The sequence below is a fragment of the Dyella sp. C9 genome (assembly GCF_003332825.1).
GTDB lineage: Bacteria > Pseudomonadota > Gammaproteobacteria > Xanthomonadales > Rhodanobacteraceae > Dyella.
The window spans coordinates 22,649-40,568 of the sequence record NZ_QIRF01000007.1; the positions used below are offsets into that span (position 1 = coordinate 22,649).

The 17,920-nt window shown below is 62.8% G+C and carries 12 protein-coding genes and 1 pseudogene; 6 read left to right on the forward strand and 7 right to left on the reverse strand.

All coding sequences use genetic code 11. The features are described from left to right. Both DVU99_RS19950 and DVU99_RS10545 read left to right on the forward strand, forming a co-directional pair. The coding region (locus tag DVU99_RS19950) for an efflux RND transporter permease subunit (protein ID WP_198670267.1) at positions 1 to 252 on the forward strand (252 nt) is incomplete at its 5' end. Between the two features lie 317 nt (positions 253 to 569). After that, positions 570 to 3,725 (forward strand): efflux RND transporter permease subunit, encoded by a 3,156-nt coding sequence (locus DVU99_RS10545; RefSeq protein ID WP_114240173.1) that lies wholly within the window; start codon positions 570 to 572, stop codon positions 3,723 to 3,725. Positions 3,726 to 3,874: 149 nt separating this feature from the next. On the opposite strand, the gene DVU99_RS10550 is transcribed toward DVU99_RS10545, so the two are convergent. The 6 genes from DVU99_RS10550 to DVU99_RS10565 all read right to left on the reverse strand — a co-directional run bounded on the left by DVU99_RS10550 (position 3,875) and on the right by DVU99_RS10565 (position 11,621). Further along, on the reverse strand, positions 3,875 to 4,138 hold the full coding sequence (locus DVU99_RS10550) for a hypothetical protein (protein WP_114240174.1): 264 nt from the start codon (positions 4,136 to 4,138) through the stop codon (positions 3,875 to 3,877). Positions 4,139 to 4,207: 69 nt separating this feature from the next. Continuing rightward, entirely contained in the window at positions 4,208 to 4,387 is a 180-nt protein-coding gene (locus DVU99_RS10555) for an MbcA/ParS/Xre antitoxin family protein (protein WP_157971404.1), read from the reverse strand. Between the two features lie 55 nt (positions 4,388 to 4,442). After that, positions 4,443 to 4,772, reverse strand: a complete 330-nt coding sequence (locus DVU99_RS20135) for a hypothetical protein (RefSeq protein WP_232823556.1) — start codon at positions 4,770 to 4,772, stop codon at positions 4,443 to 4,445. 57 nt (positions 4,773 to 4,829) lie between these two features. After that, on the reverse strand, positions 4,830 to 5,438 hold the full coding sequence (locus DVU99_RS19750) for a hypothetical protein (protein WP_157971405.1): 609 nt from the start codon (positions 5,436 to 5,438) through the stop codon (positions 4,830 to 4,832). Between the two features lie 664 nt (positions 5,439 to 6,102). Continuing rightward, positions 6,103 to 8,094, reverse strand: a complete 1,992-nt coding sequence (locus DVU99_RS10560) for an RHS repeat-associated core domain-containing protein (protein WP_114240176.1) — start codon at positions 8,092 to 8,094, stop codon at positions 6,103 to 6,105. Further along, complete coding sequence (locus tag DVU99_RS10565) at positions 8,094 to 11,621, reverse strand: hypothetical protein (protein WP_198670268.1); 3,528 nt, start codon at positions 11,619 to 11,621, stop codon at positions 8,094 to 8,096. The genes DVU99_RS10560 and DVU99_RS10565 overlap by 1 nt, the downstream gene beginning before the upstream one ends. A 324-nt stretch (positions 11,622 to 11,945) precedes the next feature. On the opposite strand from DVU99_RS10565, the pseudogene DVU99_RS10570 reads away from it, so the two are divergent. Beyond that, positions 11,946 to 12,523, forward strand: a pseudogene (locus DVU99_RS10570) (transposase); the annotation flags it as partial. A 131-nt stretch (positions 12,524 to 12,654) separates the two neighbouring features. Here DVU99_RS10570 and DVU99_RS10575 read toward each other — a convergent pair. Further along, positions 12,655 to 13,407: a GntR family transcriptional regulator gene (locus tag DVU99_RS10575; RefSeq protein ID WP_114240178.1), complete on the reverse strand. Its 753-nt coding sequence runs from the start codon at positions 13,405 to 13,407 to the stop codon at positions 12,655 to 12,657. 219 nt (positions 13,408 to 13,626) lie between these two features. On the opposite strand from DVU99_RS10575, the gene zwf reads away from it, so the two are divergent. From zwf to edd, 3 genes are all read left to right on the forward strand, one after another. After that, positions 13,627 to 15,093 (forward strand): glucose-6-phosphate dehydrogenase, encoded by a 1,467-nt coding sequence (gene zwf, locus DVU99_RS10580; RefSeq protein WP_114240179.1) that lies wholly within the window; start codon positions 13,627 to 13,629, stop codon positions 15,091 to 15,093. Positions 15,094 to 15,228: 135 nt separating this feature from the next. After that, positions 15,229 to 15,942: a 6-phosphogluconolactonase gene (gene pgl, locus DVU99_RS10585; protein WP_114240288.1), complete on the forward strand. Its 714-nt coding sequence runs from the start codon at positions 15,229 to 15,231 to the stop codon at positions 15,940 to 15,942. A 70-nt stretch (positions 15,943 to 16,012) separates the two neighbouring features. After that, complete coding sequence (gene edd / locus DVU99_RS10590; protein WP_114240180.1) at positions 16,013 to 17,830, forward strand: phosphogluconate dehydratase; 1,818 nt, start codon at positions 16,013 to 16,015, stop codon at positions 17,828 to 17,830. Positions 17,831 to 17,920: the final 90 nt, after the last annotated feature.

The window sequence follows — 17,920 nt, forward strand, 5'->3', positions numbered from 1 at the left end:
CCGATCACCATGACCACCCTGGTGGCGATGGGCGCGGCGCTGCCGCTGGCCATCGGTTTCGGCGTGGGTTCGGAGATGCGCCAGCCGCTGGGCGTGGCCATCGTCGGCGGCCTGCTGGTATCGCAGCTGCTTACCCTGCTGAGTACCCCGGCGATCTACCTGTGGAATCACGACCGCAAGGAGCGCAAGGCGGCACGCCAGGCGCGGCGCGCGGCCAAGCGGGGACTCAAGGCGCAGACCGCCCCGGGTTGAGGTCCAGGCGCCATCCCGCGCGGGGGTGATTCCCTTTCAACTCATTGAAAGCAAAGAACCTGGGCGGCTGCATGGACGCTTCGTGGTGATGATGCGCGGCACGAGCCCCATCCGCATTCCCCAAGGCGCCCGGGGTCCAACGAGGGCCCCTGCCTTTCGGCACGGACCGACTTCAGGCACATTCGCCGCTGCCGTCCCACGGGCATAAATTGCGGTATGTCCGCGCCTTTCGCCTGCCTTGCGAGTGAACGAGCGCCCGTGCCGCTGGTCTGCCTGGGATGCGGCGCGTGCAGCCCCCTACCGGTATGGAAACCTGAGTGAACATCTTCGCCCCCCTGATCCGACGCCCCGTGGGCACTTCGCTGCTGGCGCTGGGCCTATTGCTGGCGGGCCTGTTCGCCTACCGCCTGCTGGGCGTGGCGGCGCTGCCGTCGCTGGAATTCCCGGGCGTGTACATCGTGGCGCAGTTGCCGGGTGCCAATGCCCAGACCATGGCTTCCACCGTGCTGGCACCGCTGGAGCGCCACCTGGGGCGCATTCCCGGCATCGACGACATGTACGGCAATGCCTCGGAGGGATCGGCGTCCATCCAGGTGCGCTTCACCTTCGACCGCACCGCCGACCAGGCCGCGCGTGACGTGCAGGCGGCGATCAACGCCGCCCAGGCCGACCTGCCGGTGCTGCCCAGCCAGCCGCAGTACTTCAAGTTCGACACCTCGCAGTTCCCGATCCTGCTGGTGTCGCTGACCTCCACCGGCCTGCCGCAGGACAAGCTGTACGACCTCACGGACACCCTGCTGAAGCCGGCCGTCGCGCAGATTCCCGGCGTGGCCCAGGTGCAGGTGTTCGGTGGCACGCCCCACGCGGTGCGCGTGGAGCTGGACATCAACGCGCTGGCCGCCAAGGGCCTTACCGCCAATGACGTCAGCAATGCGCTGATTGCCGCCAACGTCACCTCGCCGCAGGGGGAGTTGAGCGACGGCCGCACGCAGATGACGGTGACGGCCAATGACGGCCTGCGCGATGCCGCGGACTTCGCCAAGCTGCTGATCGCCACCCGCAACGGCGCGCCGGTGCGTCTGTCCGACGTGGCCAAGGTGGAAAGCGGCCAGCAGGACATCTACCAGGGTGCGTGGTTCAACGGACAGAACACCGTGGCCATGCAGATCAGCAAGCGCCCCGAGGCCAATGCGGTGGAGACGGTGGACGAGATCCGCCGTCGCCTGCCGGAGCTGCGTGCATGGATGCCCGCGGATGTGCAGATCACCCCGATCTTCGACCTGACCCAGACCACCAAGTCGGCACTGCACGAGGTGCAGGTAGCCCTGCTCATCAGCATCGTGATGGTGGTGCTGGTGATGCTGGTGTTCCTGCGTCGCATGCGTCCCACCTTGATCGCCTCGCTGAGCGTGCCGCTGTCGCTGGCCGGCGCCTTCGTGGCCATGCTGGCGTTGGGCTACACGCTCAACACGCTGTCGCTGGTGGCGCTGGTGCTGTGCATCGGCTTCGTGGTGGACGACGCCATCGTGGTCATCGAAAACATCGTGCGCCACATGGAAAACGGCGAGCCGCCGCTGCAGGCGTCGCTGATCGGCGTGCGCGAGATCGGCTTCACCGTGGTGTCGATCACGCTGTCGCTGGTGGCGGTGTTCGCACCGCTGCTGTTCGGCAACAACATGCTGATCATGCTGCTGCGCGAGTTCTCGGTGACGCTGGCGGTGGCCGTGGTGATCTCGGCGATCGTCTCGCTCACGCTGACGCCCGCGCTGTGCGGCAAGTTCCTCCGGCACGAGGCGCCGGGTGAGCGCGTGCCGGGCCGCATGGAACGGGCGATGGAGTCCATCGACCGCAAGTTCCACCATGCCTACGAGCGCGCGCTGGACTGGGCCATGCGCCACCGCCGCCTGATGCGCTGGCAGCCAATCATCCTGCTGCTGGCCACCTTCGGGCTGGGCGCCGCAGTGGTGGCCACCGCGGGCGGCAACTTCATGCCGGAAGAGGACATCGGCATGATCCAGGCTGACATTCGAGCCGATGCGAACATCTCACCCACGCTGATGGCGACGCGCGTGCAGAACGTGGCCAAGATCATGCGGGACGATCCGGCCGTGCTCGACGTGCTCACCATCCTTGGCGGCAACGACGGCTCCGGCGCGGTCGGCAACAGCGGCACCATGTTCGTCGACCTGAAGACCCGCGGCAAAGGCCCGCAGGACCGCCATGATCCGGTCAAGGTGGTGGTCGCTCGCCTGTCCAAGCAATACGACGCGCTGCCTGGCGTGCGCGTTTCGCTGAGCCCGATGCAGTTCCTCGGTGGCGGCGGCAGCGGCGACAAGGGTGGCCAGTACGAATTCCAGCTCATCAGCAGCACGGGCGAGAACCTGCAGCCGTGGACGCTGAAGATGGTGCAGCAGATGCGCAAGATGAAGGAAATGCGCGACGTCGGCAGCAATTTCGACCTGGTCGGCAAGCAGCAGATGATGAAGGTGGACCGCGCTGCCGCTGGACGCCTGCAGGTAACCATGGGCGACGTGGACACCGCCCTGCTCAACTCGTTCGGCCAGCGCCAGGTGTCGATCATCTATTCGGACATCAACCAGTACTGGGTGGTGCTCACCTCCCGCTCGGCCACCTCGCTCAGCCCCGAGTCGCTGCTCAACGTGCGCGTGAAGAACGCGCAGGGCCTGATGGTTCCGCTGTCGGCGCTGGCGCGCATCGAGCCGGACATCAGCCCCATGCGCATACGCCATCACAACCAGCTGGAAGCCTCCACCATCACCTACAACCTCGCCCAGGGCGTGACCCAGGACATCGGCATGAAGATGGTGGAGAACGCGGCCATCGCCGCGGGCCTGCCAGCCGGCGTGCGGGTGGAATACACCGGCCAGAACCAGCGCATGCAGCAGGCCAAGAGCAACGGCATGGTGCTGCTGATCGCCGCCATCGTGGCGATGTACATCGTGCTTGGCATCCTCTACGAAAGCCTCGGCCACCCGTTGACCATCCTGTCCACGCTACCCGCCGCCGGCGCAGGTGCGTTCCTGGCGATGCTGGTGACGCAGACCCAGCTGACCCTGATGGCCATCATCGCGATCCTGATGCTGATCGGCATCGTGAAGAAGAACGCGATCCTGATGGTGGACTTCGCCCTGGTGGCACAGCGCGAGCGCGGCCTGTCACCGCCGGACGCGATTCGCGAGGCGGCGCTGGTGCGCTTCCGTCCGATCACCATGACCACCCTGGTGGCGATGGGCGCGGCGCTGCCGCTGGCCATCGGTTTCGGCGTGGGTTCGGAGATGCGCCAGCCGCTGGGCGTGGCCATCGTCGGCGGCCTGCTGGTGTCGCAGCTGCTTACCCTGCTGAGCACCCCGGCGCTCTACCTGTGGAATCACGACCGCAAGGAGCGCAAGGCGGCACGCCAGGCGCGGCGCGCGGCCAAGCGGGCGCTCAAGGCGCAGACGGCGGCGGGCTGAGGTATCGGGAGGTCGACAAAGCATGATCACGTGGCCCAGCGGGCCACGGCGTGATGCACGGATGATGCAGATTTGAAGCACCGATGATGCATGGTGGTGCATCGTGATGCAGATATGCGGCAAAGATGATGCAGGGATGATGCAGCCGGTCAGTGCGAGGCCGGCGCGTAAGCAGCTTTGATCAACATGCCGTAGAGCAAACGGACTCGCGTGGTCACGGCACGGTTGCCGGCCGTGACGGCATCGATGTCATCGCGCAGTTGGTCTATCACTAGCTCCAGGTCAGCCAGGCGTTGCGCATCAGGTTGGCTTTTCGCCTTCTCTCGCAGGATCTCATTCGAGAGCTTGCCCCGGCAGTGGAAGAGGATTTCCCGAGCGCTCGACATCTCGGCGTCTTTCGTGAAGTAGTTCATCGAACCTGCTCCTGGTGCGTGACATCGGTAGCGGATTATCGCGCTACCGATGTCACGTGCCCGTCGTGCTCAGCCGACGAAGCCGGACTCGATGGATTCGAGATAGCCGATCACGTCGTTGGTGCGGCCTTCGGCGATCAGCTCCAGCGGCGTCTTCCCGCCAAATTCTTTGAGTGGCTGATTCAGCCACTCAATTGCTTTGGCTCGATCACCGGACACCGCCTTAGCGGCCAATATGACGCGCTCCATGTCCTGCATACCCCCTGCCGGATATCACGCGATCGATGCCGCCTGCCCATGGCAATCAACCGTGTTGAAGGTGCGCATGGTTGCATTCAATGCGTTCACCACAAGCCCTGCAGTAAATGAACTTGTATCGAAGGAATGGTAGGGCACCAACCTTTCCGTGGCAGTAAGGACAAGCCGCCCTGTAAAGGTCCCAGGCAGGCAGATACAGAAGCATTGCGCTCACATAAAAAGTGGCCAGCACGACGGCATCTGAAATGCCCTTAAAAAACTGGTTGACGACGAACACAAAGGCAGCAGCGCAGACCCACCATATGAAAAATGCAAGCCAGAACCTACACTGTTTGCGTTTGACCGTTTCGAGAAAAGCGCAGTCTTCTTGCGACATAAATTTTACTCATCCATCAAGCGATAGAGCACTTGAGCGTTAGTCCGAGCCATGAATTCAGTGGCCGAATAGCGATCCGATGGTTGGCGAGACGGCTGTAGATGTATAGGTAGTTCCCATGAATGCACCGATGCCAATACCAACTCCCGGCTTGAGTCCCTTCACGCCACTGACATCCATGCTTTTACAGTGATCGCCGGTTGCATTTATGCCCAGGCCACCAAGATATCCCGCGTCCGCCTCCATGTAGTCCGCTGAATCCGTCCCCGTCGTCGGCGCATCCGCGTGCGCCAAAGATAGATTCAACCCAGCTCCAAGGAAGGCTCCGCCGGCATTGGGGGCACCCAAATTTCCTTGGTCTTGGATGTAGATCGATGATTTCCATCCATCGATATTCAGGCCCACATTGAAGTTCAGGCCGCCGCCGAAGAACGGAACGATCGCCGTCACGCCGCCACCGACAACCAATTGCCATGCCAAACCATAGGGGTCAATTCGCATAAGCGGATTCCCACCCACATAGGCATAAACAGTTGCCCCCGACACGAGTTCGTCGTACCGGAGCCCGTTTTTCCTTGGCGTGATGCGGGTTGGCGCGCTGCTGACGAAGGCAGCACCTCTCTGTCTGGAGCGATTTTCTCTAGAGGCGAGTTTTGGCCGATTCATCGGTTGGCCTTTCGTTACCGGGTCGCGGGTTTCGCGCTACCGTTATCGCGGGCTACAGATGGTCACCGTAAAATCTCGCCACACAATCTCTGCCACAACGGAAGCTCGAACAGCTTTGAGTCGAGCGATTGCAATGGCTGTCCCGGTAACCTAGTCATATGCCGAATGCAAAGAACCAACTAACCGCACCGATGAGGATGGCACCAATGATTCTCTTCGCGTAGGGACGAGCCGGATCGTTGGGATTTCCCAAAATCTCAAACAACGATGGCAACGATTGCCCGGGCGGGCGGGGGATTCGTGCCGCAAGAACTATGTTCCATAGCGTCACGAGCCAACAAAGCACGAAGACGATCATGGAGATCAGGACAGAAATGTTCGGCATCTGATGCATTAGTTATGGCCCGACTTTTCTTGTCTCCGCCAAAGAAGGCCGCCTATCAAACCAAGAGCAGCCCCTCCAAAAAATAGCCCGTTTATTATCAATAACTCTCGTGTTGAGTAGTAAACGATGACGCCGTGGTTATTTCTTGGATAGATGTGCCCGCTACTCTCATCCGGAGCTCTGGGTAGTGCTTGTTGGTAGTACCTTTCCATTGAAAAGAATCCACAGCCACCTGCAATCGCTAGGACGATTAGAACTGAAGCTACATATTTCATACGACTACCATAGATGGATGCTGTTAGATGAAATAGTTGTGTTGGTAATTGAAGTTGAGGTCGCACCTCCGAGACCCGCCCCGACGGTGAAGCCACCGCCGGAAACGACTTGTCCGTGCGAGCCGGTTCCCACAAGAGCATCTAATGTTCCAGAGACGCCCTCACCAGCTGACACGGAGCCGTTGACGAAAGGACCGTTCAAATCAGAGAGCGTATCGCCATTGGTTGTATGCACACCCACTCCGACTTGAACATCGGCCCCAGCACCAGTCCCAAACCCGCCTTCCTTATATGCCGCGACGGTTCCGCAGCTATCCAACGCTATGCCGAAGCTTCCGTTAAACGATAACGGGCCTAGCGATCCACTCAAGGAAAGGCCAATTTGAAATGTCCACAAGCCATAGGGGTCGGCGTTGATCAAAGGATTGCTGCCCACATAGGCATAGGTGTTGATCCCCGCCGCCAACCCCAAAGGATCACTCTCAATATACCGGCCCGCCGCCGGGCTGTAGTCACGGAATCCGTTGTTCCACAGACCCGACTCCGCGTCGTAGTACTGGCCGGGGAAGCCCAGGTTCAGTGGCACCGCGTTGGCCACCGTGACAGTACGGTCGAAGGCGAAGTTTCTCGCGCGCCACACGATCGTTTTATTCGTATCCGTCATCACCTCCGGCCGCCCTAGCTGATCATCGTGGATGGCTAGCAGCTGGCCCGCATTGAGCCGGCCGACGAGGCGTCCGTTGAGCCAGATATAGTCGATCCAGCCGGCACTGCCCGGGTTCTCGGCGAGCAAGGGGCCGGTGGCATCCGGGGCAAAGTAAGTCGTCACGCTCCCGGCCACCTTGCGCAGCCGCTGGCCTTCCGGGTTGACGTAGTAGCTCGCTGTGCCTGCGGCTTGAAGGCGATTGAAGGCGTCGTAGGTAAAGGTCGCTGTGCCATTGACGGTCGTCAGGTTGCCTTTGGCGTCATAGCCGTAGCTGGTGCTGGCACCGCCCGACAGGCGCGTCTGCTGGTTACTTGAAGCTCCCGTGGTCACGGTGACCGTGGTTCCATTCACCAGCTGGCTCGTGCGGTTGCCGTTGGCGTCGTACTGTAGTGCTTCGTTATCGGCGGTGCCGTAGACCGACGTGAGTCGGGATAGGCCGTCGTAGCCGAAGCTTTGGGTCATCGCGCTGTCGATGCTATTGGTGATGCCTACGATACGATTGGCGGTGTCGTAGCTCAACGCCAGTCCCTGTACCGAGGGCGCAGTGATGCTGGTCAACCGACCGTCCGCGTCGTAGGTAAGGCTGTTCACCAGGCCATTGCTGGCCGTCCATTGCGCCATCGCCGCGTTGCCCGGCTGGTAGGCCACCCCGGTGGCCACGTTGGCGGTGGTGCTGCCCGACTTCACCTGGAGCGTCGACACGACGCCGAGGCTGTAGGTGTAGATAGCTTGAACCCCGTCGGGGTAAGCCACCGCGGTCACCTGCCCCTGTGCGTTATAGCTGTAGCCCAGGGCGTAGCTGGTGCTGCCCATCGCAAAACCGCGCCCCGTGAGCCGCCCTTCCGGGCTGTAGGTGTAGGTCGTTTTGCCGGTGGGGTCGGTCGCCGTACACAGACGCCCGGCACCGTTGGTACAGCTGTCGTACGTCATCGTTTGCGTCGACCCTCCGGCACTGACGCTCGTGCGGCGCCCGATGCCGTCGTAGCCGTAGGTTGTCTGCGCGCCATTGGCTCGGGTAAGGCTCGCCAGGCGGCCGTAGGCGTCGTAGCTAAAGCTGGTCGTTCCGGTATCCGGACTGACCTGCTGCCATAGCTGGCCCAACCCATCATGGGTGTAGTGTGTGGCCAGACCGCGGGGATCGGTCACGGTCGTCAGATTGTCGCCGGTGTCGTAGCTGTACTTGGTCACGACGGTCTGCGCAAAGGCCGCGGGCGCCGCCATGAACAACAGTGCACCACCGAGGGCCAGACCTTTTCCGTGCGTGCTACCGGGTATACGTGCGTGTTTCATCACTGGTTCCCCACGACTTGGCCAATAAGCAGACAGGTCGACGAGGAGATGTTCTGTCCCGCCGCATTGAAGAAATCGACGCGCAAGTTGTACTCGTGAGCGTTGTTCGCACTGTTGTAGTTGAAGGCCGCCGTCACGTATTCGGTCGACGGATTACTGGTCACCGCGACGCGCGAACTTGCGCCGTTGGTGGTGATGCTCCCCTTCGCATCGTTCATCCCGGGCAGCACGCCGGCGTCCGTCCAGGTGTATTGAACGGTGGCCGCCCCGAACGGGATAGGGCCACTGGCATTGACCACATGGGTGTTACCCGGCGTGGTGTGAAAGACCTCCCAGGTTGTTCCGTTGGCCAGGTCGAAACCGATGCCTTCGTTACCCGAACCCGACTTGAGGGAATTCGTGCCCGAATAGGTCTGTCCGTTGATGCCGATGGGCGCGGGAATGGTCACCGTGACGGTGGGCGTATTGCTCCACGCGCTGCAACCACTGATATTGCAGGCCTCGACCGCATAGGCATAGGTACCGCTACTACCCACCGACGTGGCGAGACTGCTGGACGAAATGCTCGTGAGGTATGCCCATGCGCCGCCATTGGGCTGGGTCGTCAAGTAATACGACGTTGCCCCACTGACCGCCGTCCAGGAGATCGTGAAGTTAGCCGACAGGCTGAAAGCGGGCACGGTCATCACCGGCGTGGCCGGTACGGGCGGCCACGTCACGACCGTGGTTCCCGTCGCACTCCACGGCCCGCATCCCACCGCGTTGCACGCCTGCACGCGATACGCATAGGTTCCGTTGGTTTTGCCCGTGACACTCCAGCTTAGCGAGGTGTTGTTTTGGACCGTGGTCCATGTGCCACCGTTGACCTGCTGCTGTAGCGTATAGGCGCTCGTGTTAGCCACGCTGGTCCAGCTGGCCGTGTAGTTTCCGTTGGCACTGGTACTCGGCACCGTCAAACTTGGTGCACTCGTTGGCGCGGCGGGGATGGTTACGCTGATCGATCCCGCACTACTCCAGGGGCCGCAGCCGGTGGCGTTACAGGCCTTCACCTGATATCTGTAGGTGTTGGTGGCTCGGTTGGTGGCTTGCCAGGTCACGGCAGAGCTGCTCTGCACGGTGCTCCAGCTGCCGCCACTCACTTGTTCCTGGAGTACATAGAACGTCGCACCAGTGATGCTGTTCCAACTAACGGTATAGGCACCCGTTGCACTGGTGCTTGGCACGTTAAGCGTTGGCGCGGTGGCTGGCATGGCCGGACTGGCACCACCACTCTCGGTCTTTTGCGTGATGCGATTGAGCGCATCATATTGGTACGCCACCGTATGCCCGGTCGCATCGGCCACGGACAGGGTGTTGCCGTTGCCATCGTAGGCGTAGGTCTGCAACTGGCCGTTGCGACCGACCGATTGGTAAAGGCGGCCCAACGCGTCGTAGGTAAACAGCTGATCCAATCCCACCGTGCTGCCGCGGGCGACCTTATGCTCCAGCACATCACCATTGGCGTCGTAACTGAAGCTCTCCGTCGATGTGCCATCCTTATCGTTGTGCGTGATGGACGTCACGCGCATGCTTGATGGATCGCGATTCCACGTCGTCACCTGCCCGTCGGGCGATGCTTGGGTATGCGGCAAGCCGAAACCATCATAGGTGTACGACCAGGTGGCGGCCGTCCCATTCGGATATGTGGTCTTGGTGACCACTCGCCCACGCGCATCGTATGTGTAATCCGTGGCATCGCCGTTGGGTCCGACCACATGGCCCACTAAACCCAGCCCGTTGTAATTGCCGTAGGTGGTGGTTTGCCCCAACCCATTGGATACGGACGTCAAGTGGCCCAACGCATCGTACTTGGATGTCACGGTATCGCTACCGTTCGGCGACGGCCGCGTGACCGTCATGGCTTGCACCATGCCGTTCCCAGACAGCGAGTAACCGTAGGTCGTCGTCAGCGACTGATTGGCGCTGCCGTTGGCCGATAGGTTCGTGACCGTGACGGAGGCGATCCGATTCTGGGCATTGTAGATGTAGGCGGTCTTGCGCCATCCCTCCACCGTGGCTGACAGCAGACGGTTGAGCTGCTGGTTGGCGTCCCACACATAGTCAGTTTTGCGCGCCTGTGGTGTTCCATAGGCCTCGGTTTCGGTTTGCAGCTGACCATTGGCCGCGTACGTGTACGTGTGGGCGTTGCCGTTGTTATCGATAGTAGCGGCAAGGTGATTGTTGGAATCATAAGTGCGGCCTTGCGTGGTTCCACCGCATGTGACAACAGCAGCATCACTGGTCAGTGTAAGGCGCGCATTCGAGACGCCGCCTGGCTTACCGCTGTAAAGGATGCTGTCATAGGACTGAGTCGTCTGATGACCAAGCGGATTGGTGATCGTGACGCTCATCGTGCCGTTGTTGAGCGACTTGTAGCCAATGACGACATTCATGGAGCCGTCGGCGAGATGAGTGCCGTTCGCCCACTCGTAATTCGGGTTAGTGCCATCCATGACATACGTTGTGTACGAATAGGGCGTCCCGTTGTAGTCCACCTCGGATAACCTCGAGCCATACGGGGCGGACCCAAAGCTGGTGTATGCAAACGAGATGACGGTACTCGGCGAACCCGGGTAAACGATGCGGGACACGGCCCAGTTGTTGTAGTTGACGGTGTAGGCGTTTCCGGCGGGATCAGTCACCGTATCTGTTTCGAGCCAGACTATCGCGCCATTGACGGTTGTCTGTGTAGCGGTACCGTGGGCAATGGTGAAACTTTTGCCATTGGTGTGTGTAACGGTTTCCAGATTCCCGCTACTGGATATCGTCCAGCCCACACCCGAGGCATCCATAATCGACAAAAGTCCACCGGACGACGAATAGACTTGGGTAGTTGCGTCCTCGTCGTGCACCGTATAGCGGCCCGATACAGGGTCCCGCGTCAAGGTGGCGAGTCCATTGACGCTGCTGTTCTGCTCCGTATAGGACGTAGCCGTCGGACCACCCGTAAAGATAATGGTCGAGCCGTCGGCGCGATGGAGTGTGGTGACTTTGCAGGCGCCGTTATCGGGAGGATTGATTACACAGGTCGTATCAAGGCTGGAGGAAAAGTTGTCGTACCAACTTCCATTTGTCAGATAGAGCACATAGTTCAGACCCATTTCCCCGGGTACCGAAAAGAGCGGGTATGTTTCTACTTTGGTACCGGTGGCTTGGAGAATCGGATCGCCGGTGTTGTTGCAGGGGGCCTGGTTCTTACCTGGCACAGCGGATGGCGTGGTGCTCGCCGTTACAAAGGCATGCCCCGCAAACCCGTTGCCGGTCGGCGCCATGAGCGCACCTTGCGCCATATGATCCACGGGATCAAATTGGATATCTGGCAGTCGATACCCTTGCACTATCACGGGGGCTGCATCTGTCACTGATGGCGGCGGCGGTGGTCCGTTGATTTGCTCCGCTACATGATTGTCATCAGCGGTGCCGGCCATGACCGGGCCGGCCAATGCCATGCTTGCGGCCAAGAGCGTCCATCGAAGCTTCACAGCCATTGACATAAGAGATCCTTCTCAGCGAGTTCGGCTGCGCCGTGCGAATGAGGGTTCTTGCACCTGATCATCCCCAGATCGGGTGAGGGTCTACTGACACGCATGCCAGTCGACAAGCGCAGAAGTGCGCTATCGACCGGCAAGGGTTACTCTTTTAAGGCAGATGCAGTCTGCGGTGACGATGTCTTGGCAACAATCGGACTAATCTGAAAAGCAGTTGGTGCGCGAAGACCAAGAATGGGGCTTCGCCTCGTAATGTCGAATCCCCGTAAGCCCACTCACCCATAACTAGAGGTCCCGGGCAAACTAGCCCCAAGGGGGCCGAAGATGCGCAAAAGCAAGTTCACGGAGAGCCAGATCGTCGCGACGCTGAAGCAGGTCGAGAGTGGGCGCGAGGTTAAGGATGTCTGCTGCGAGATCAGCATTTCCGAAGCGACGTACTACGTCTGGAAGTCCAAGTGCGGCGGCATGGAAGACTCGGACGTGCAGCGGCTACGTGATGTCGAAGCCGAGCACGTCAAGTTCAAGCGAATGGATGCAGAACCGGCGATGGAGAACCACGCACTGAAGGATCCCGTCTTAAAAAGCTGCAGACCAGGCGCATAAGCGCACGCTCCTGGCGTGGCTGATGCAGCAGCATGGCGAGAGCGAGCATCGTTCTTGTGCGGCATTTGGACTATCGCGGTCAACCGCTCGTTATCGAGCCAGGCTGATCGAGATGAAGAGGTCATCGCGTTGTTCGCAGAGCTTGCTGAGCGATTTCCCGAGCTGGGGTTCGATAAATTTTTCAGCTGATTCGGCGGCGCAGCCTAGTCTGGAATCACCAAAGGGTGTGGCGCGTGTATTGCCCGATGCTGCTCAATCGCCGTCGACGCGGTAAGAAACGAGTGCCAAATCGACATCCACTACTGTTGGTGACCGGCGAGCAAAAATCGCTGGAACGACCACCGCGACCCAAGACGGTCGCGCACAGGGCGCGCTCCTACAGCGGCAAGGCACGGTGGCACCTTGTCCGGCTACTTCACGAGGAGTGCCGTTAGTCCGTCTGCAATTCAGCCACGAAATCGTAGATGTCGCCGCGATACCACGAGGTGGTGAATTCCACCACGCGGCCGTCGTCGAGGAAGCTGCGACGCTCGATGTTGAGGCCGGCGCTGCCCGGGGCCACGTGCAGCAGGCGCGCCTGCTGTGCGCCCAGCGACACCGCGCGCAGTCGCTGCAAGGCGCGGCGAGGGCGGGCGCCCAGGGTTTCCAGCACCTGGTAGAGCGAGTCGTGCACGATCATCGGGTCGGGCAGGATGCTGGCCGGCACCACGCTGCGCTCGATCGCCAGCGGTTCTTCCTTGGCGTAGCGCACGCGGTGCAGGCGCGCCACCAGCACGCCAGGCGACAGGTTGAGCGCCATCGACTCTTCCGGCGTCACCTCGCCGATGCCGCGTTCGAAGAACTCCGAACGCGGATTGAGGCCGCGCGCGCGCAAGTCCTCGGTGAAGCTGGTGAGGCGCGACATCGGCTTGATGATGCGTTCGGCCACGAAGGTGCCCGCGCCGTGGCGCTGGTTGAGCAGCCCCTCTTCGACCAGGCCGGCGATGGCCTTGCGCACGGTCACCCGCGACAGCTGCAGCAGGCGCGACAGGTCGCGTTCGCTGGGCAGGGCCTGGCCGGGTTCGATGTCCCGGTGCTCGACCACGTTGCGGATCGCCCGGCGCAGGCGCAGATAGGCCAGAGGCTGGCTGGCGGCCGGGTCCCGGCTCAGCCGGCGGTATTCATTGACGAGGGCGGTTTCCATACCGAAACGATACCAATGACCATACCAGTTTGGCAATCATGCGTGCCGGCGCGGATTTTCGGTCGTACCAATTTCACGTCGCAATCATTGTGTTGACTGGGGCCTCGGCTTGGATCGAGGGAACTGGTTTTGTCTGGTATGTCACTGGTACGATCGACAGGCATTGCACGTGGTATGCACCCCACGTGTCACTCCCCGCATCGCCTCGAGGTGACTGAAGTGACTGCTTCTCCCCAGCCGGTCGACGCTTTCGACCTGGTGATCTTCGGCGGAACCGGCGACCTCGCCGTACGCAAGCTGCTGCCTGCGCTGTACCACCGCTATGCCGACGGGCAGATTCCCGATACCAGCCGCATCGTCGGCATCGCCCGCGAGGGCCTGGACGATGAGGGTTACCGTGCCCATGCGCGCAAGGCGCTGATGGAGAACGGCGGCGACAAGAGCAAGGTCGACGATTTCCTCAAGCTGCTGCACTACCGCTCGCTGGATGCGCGCAAGGACGAGGGCTGGGACGCGTTCGCCAAGCTGATCGGCGAGCAGCCCGACCACGTCCGCGTGTTCTACCTGTCCACCTCGCCGGACCTGTTCGTCGATATCTGCAATCGCCTGGGCGCCTACGGCCTCAACCAGGGCAAGGCGCGCGTGGTGCTGGAAAAGCCGATCGGCCGCGACCTCAAGAGCGCCAACCAGATCAACGACGACGTCGGCCAGGTGTTCGACGAGTCGCAGACCTTCCGCATCGACCATTACCTCGGCAAGGAAACGGTGCAGAACCTGCTGGCGCTGCGCTTCGGCAACATCCTGTTCGAGCCGCTATGGAACGCCGAGCACATCGACCACGTGCAGATCACCGTGGCCGAAACGCTCGGCGTGGGCCAGCGCGCGGGCTACTACGACCATGCCGGTGCGCTGCGCGACATGGTGCAGAACCACATTCTGCAGCTGCTGTGCATGGTGGCGATGGAGCCGCCCTCCTCGCTGGCGCCCGATGCGGTGCGCGACGAGAAGCTCAAGGTGCTGCGCTCGCTCAAGCCCATCGACGAGAGCAACGCGGCCCAGCTCACCGTGCGCGGCCAGTACCGCGCCGGTGCCGCCGAAGGCCAGAGCGTGCCGGGCTACCTGGACGAGCTTAAGGACCACAAGTCCAACACCGAGACCTTCGTGGCGGTGAAGGCGGAAATCGCCAACTGGCGCTGGGCCGGCGTGCCGTTCTACCTGCGTACCGGCAAGCGCCTTCCCGAGCGCGTGTCCGAGATCGTGGTGGTGTTCAAGCCGGTGCCGCACTCCATCTTCGACGCCTCGGCCGGCCCGCTCGCGCAGAACCGCCTGGTGCTGCGCCTGCAGCCGGACGAGAACATCAAGCTGTGGGTGACCATCAAGCATCCGGGTCCGGGCGGCCTGCGCCTGCGCCACGTGTCGCTGGACATGAGCTTCGCCGAGGCCTTCGGCGTGCAGCAACCCGACGCGTACGAGCGCCTGATCCTCGACGTGGTGCGCGGCAACCCCACCCTGTTCATGCGCCGCGACGAAGTGGAAGCGGCATGGCACTGGGCCGACCCTATCCTGGCCGCGTGGGCGGACAGCGGCGAGTCGCCGCGTCCGTACACCTCGGGCACCTGGGGCCCGAGCGCGGCGGTGGCGCTGATCGAGCGCGACGGTCGCACCTGGAACGAGGACAGTGAATAAGCGGGCGTTTGGTATGGTTCACGGCGATGCATGGGCGCTTCACCTGTGCGTCGCGGCGGGCCACCTACACTCGGCTTCCTTCCTGCATTGCCCGCCGCGCGTGTGTTTCCCGCGCAGCGCCTTCGCCCCATTGCCATGCCTGACACCGTGAACGTCATTACCCACAGTTTCAACGACAGCGAAGTGCTTGCCACGGCACTCGCCACCGCCGTGGCCGAGCGCCTGCGCGAAGGCATCGCCGCGCGCGGCTCGGCGTTGCTCGCGGTGTCCGGCGGCAGCACGCCGCGTCACTTCTTCCAGCGTCTTGCACGCGAGACGCTGCCGTGGTCCAGCGTGCAGGTCACCCTGGTGGACGAGCGCTGGGTGCCGGAAAGCAACGAGCGCTCCAATGCCGGCATGGTGAAGGCGCTGTTGTTGCAGCACGAGGCATCGGCCGCGCACTTCGTGCCGCTGTATACCGATGCGCCGACGCCGGAGGCGGGACTCGCCACGGTGCGCACGCGCATGGCTGCGCTTGCACTGCCGTTCGACGCCGTGGTACTGGGCATGGGCAACGACGGCCACACGGCGTCGTTCTTTCCTGGCGGCGATCGCCTGCCCGAGGCGCTGGATCCGGACAACCCGGTGCGCGTGCTGCCGATGCGCGCGGCCGGCGCTGGCGAACCGCGCATCACCTTCACGCTGTCCGCGTTGCTCGATACGCGTGCGCTGTTCCTGCACATCGAGGGCGAGGCCAAGCGCCAGCTGCTCGACGACGCGCAACAGGGCAAGGGCGAGGCCGCGCATTACCCCGTGCGCGCGGTGCTCACCCAGCCGCGCGTGCCGGTGGCCGTGTACTGGTGCCCGTGAGGCACCGGCAGCCACGCCCGAACGACTGCGCGCCCCTGAGCGCGCCGACTGATTTCTGCGGAGTTCCAACATGAGTGTGCTTCACCCCGTCATTGCCGAAGTCACCGAACGCCTGCGCGAACGCAGCCGCGGCTCGCGCGCGGACTACCTGCGCCGCATCGACGCGGCGCAGGGCTCCGGTGTGCACCGCGAGCGCCTGTCCTGCGGCAACCTCGCCCACGGTTTCGCGGCCTGCGGCGCCACCGACAAGGAGCGCCTGCGCGAAGGCCATACGCCGAACCTGGCCATCATCAATGCCTACAACGACATGCTGTCGGCGCACCAGCCGTACGAGCGCTACCCGGAGCTGATCCGCGAGGTGGCCCGCGCGGCGGGCATCACCGCGCAGATGGCCGGTGGCGTGCCGGCGATGTGCGACGGTATCACCCAGGGCCGCGCCGGCATGGAGCTGTCGCTGTTCTCGCGCGACCTGATCGCGATGGCCACCGCGGTGTCGCTTTCGCACGACATGTTCGATGGTGCGCTGTACCTGGGCATCTGCGACAAGATCGTGCCGGGCCTGTTGATCGGCGCGCTGAGCTTTGGCCACCTGCCCGGCATCTTCGTGCCCAGCGGGCCAATGCCCAGTGGCATCAGCAACGAACAGAAATCCAAGGTGCGCCAGGCCTATGCCGAAGGCAAGGCGACCAAGGCCGAGCTGCTGGAGGCCGAGGCCGCCTCGTACCACGCGGCCGGCACCTGCACGTTCTATGGCACCGCCAACTCCAACCAGATGCTGATGGAGATCATGGGCCTGCACCTGCCGGGCTCCAGTTTCGTCGCGCCGGATACGCCGCTGCGCGATGCGCTGACGCGCGAGGCCGTGCTCCGCGTGGCGGAGCTGAGTGCACCGGGTTCCTCGCATCTGCCGCTGGGCCACATCATCGACGAGCGCGCCATCGTCAACGGCGTGATCGGCCTGCATGCCACCGGTGGTTCCACCAACCATCTGCTGCATCTGGTGGCCATTGCCCGCGCCGCCGGCATCGAACTGCGCTGGGACGACTTCGACGCACTGTCCTCGGTGATCCCGCTGCTGGCTCGCGTGTACCCGAACGGCTATGCCGACGTGAACCAGTTCCACGAAGCCGGCGGCATGGGCTTCCTGATCGACCAGCTGCTGGAGCACGGCCTGCTGCATCGCGACGTGCGCACGGTGTTCGGCACCGGCATGGACGGCTATGCGCAGGTGCCGTATCTGGATGGCGACGGCCAGCTGGTGTGGAAGCCGGTGTCGAAGGAAAGCGGCAACCGCGGTGTACTGCGTGGTGCGATCGAGCCGTTCCGTGCCGACGGCGGCCTGCGCATGCTCACCGGTAATCTCGGTCGCGCGGTGATCAAGGTGTCCTCGGTGCCGGACGACCGCCTGGTGATCGAGGCCCCGGCCATCGTGTTCCACGACCAGGACGACGTGCGCAAGGCTTTCGAGCGTGGCGAACTCAACCGCGACTTCGTCGCTGTGGTGCGTTTCCAGGGCCCGCAGGCGATCGGCATGCCCGAGCTGCACAAGCTCACGCCGACGCTGTCGGTGCTGCAGGACCGCGGCCATCGCATCGCCTTGCTCACCGACGGCCGCATGTCCGGCGCGTCGGGCCGCGTGCCGGCGGCGATCCACGTGACGCCGGAGGCGCAGGACAACGGCGCCATCGCGCGCATCCGCGACGGCGACATGGTGCGCCTGGATGCCGTGCACGGCCGCCTCGACGTGCTGGTGGATCCGGCCGAATTCGTCGCGCGCGTACCGGCCACCGCCGATCTTTCCGCGCACCAGTTCGGCATGGGCCGCGAGCTGTTCGGGCTGTTCCGCCGCAACGCCACCACCGCCGACCTCGGGGCGGGGGTGTTTTGACGGTCCGCTGGCGCGAAGCCTCGCTCGTCGTTCCTGCGCAGGCAGGCTTCGAGCGTGTTCCGCGCCATCGAGGTGCAGTCACTGGATCCC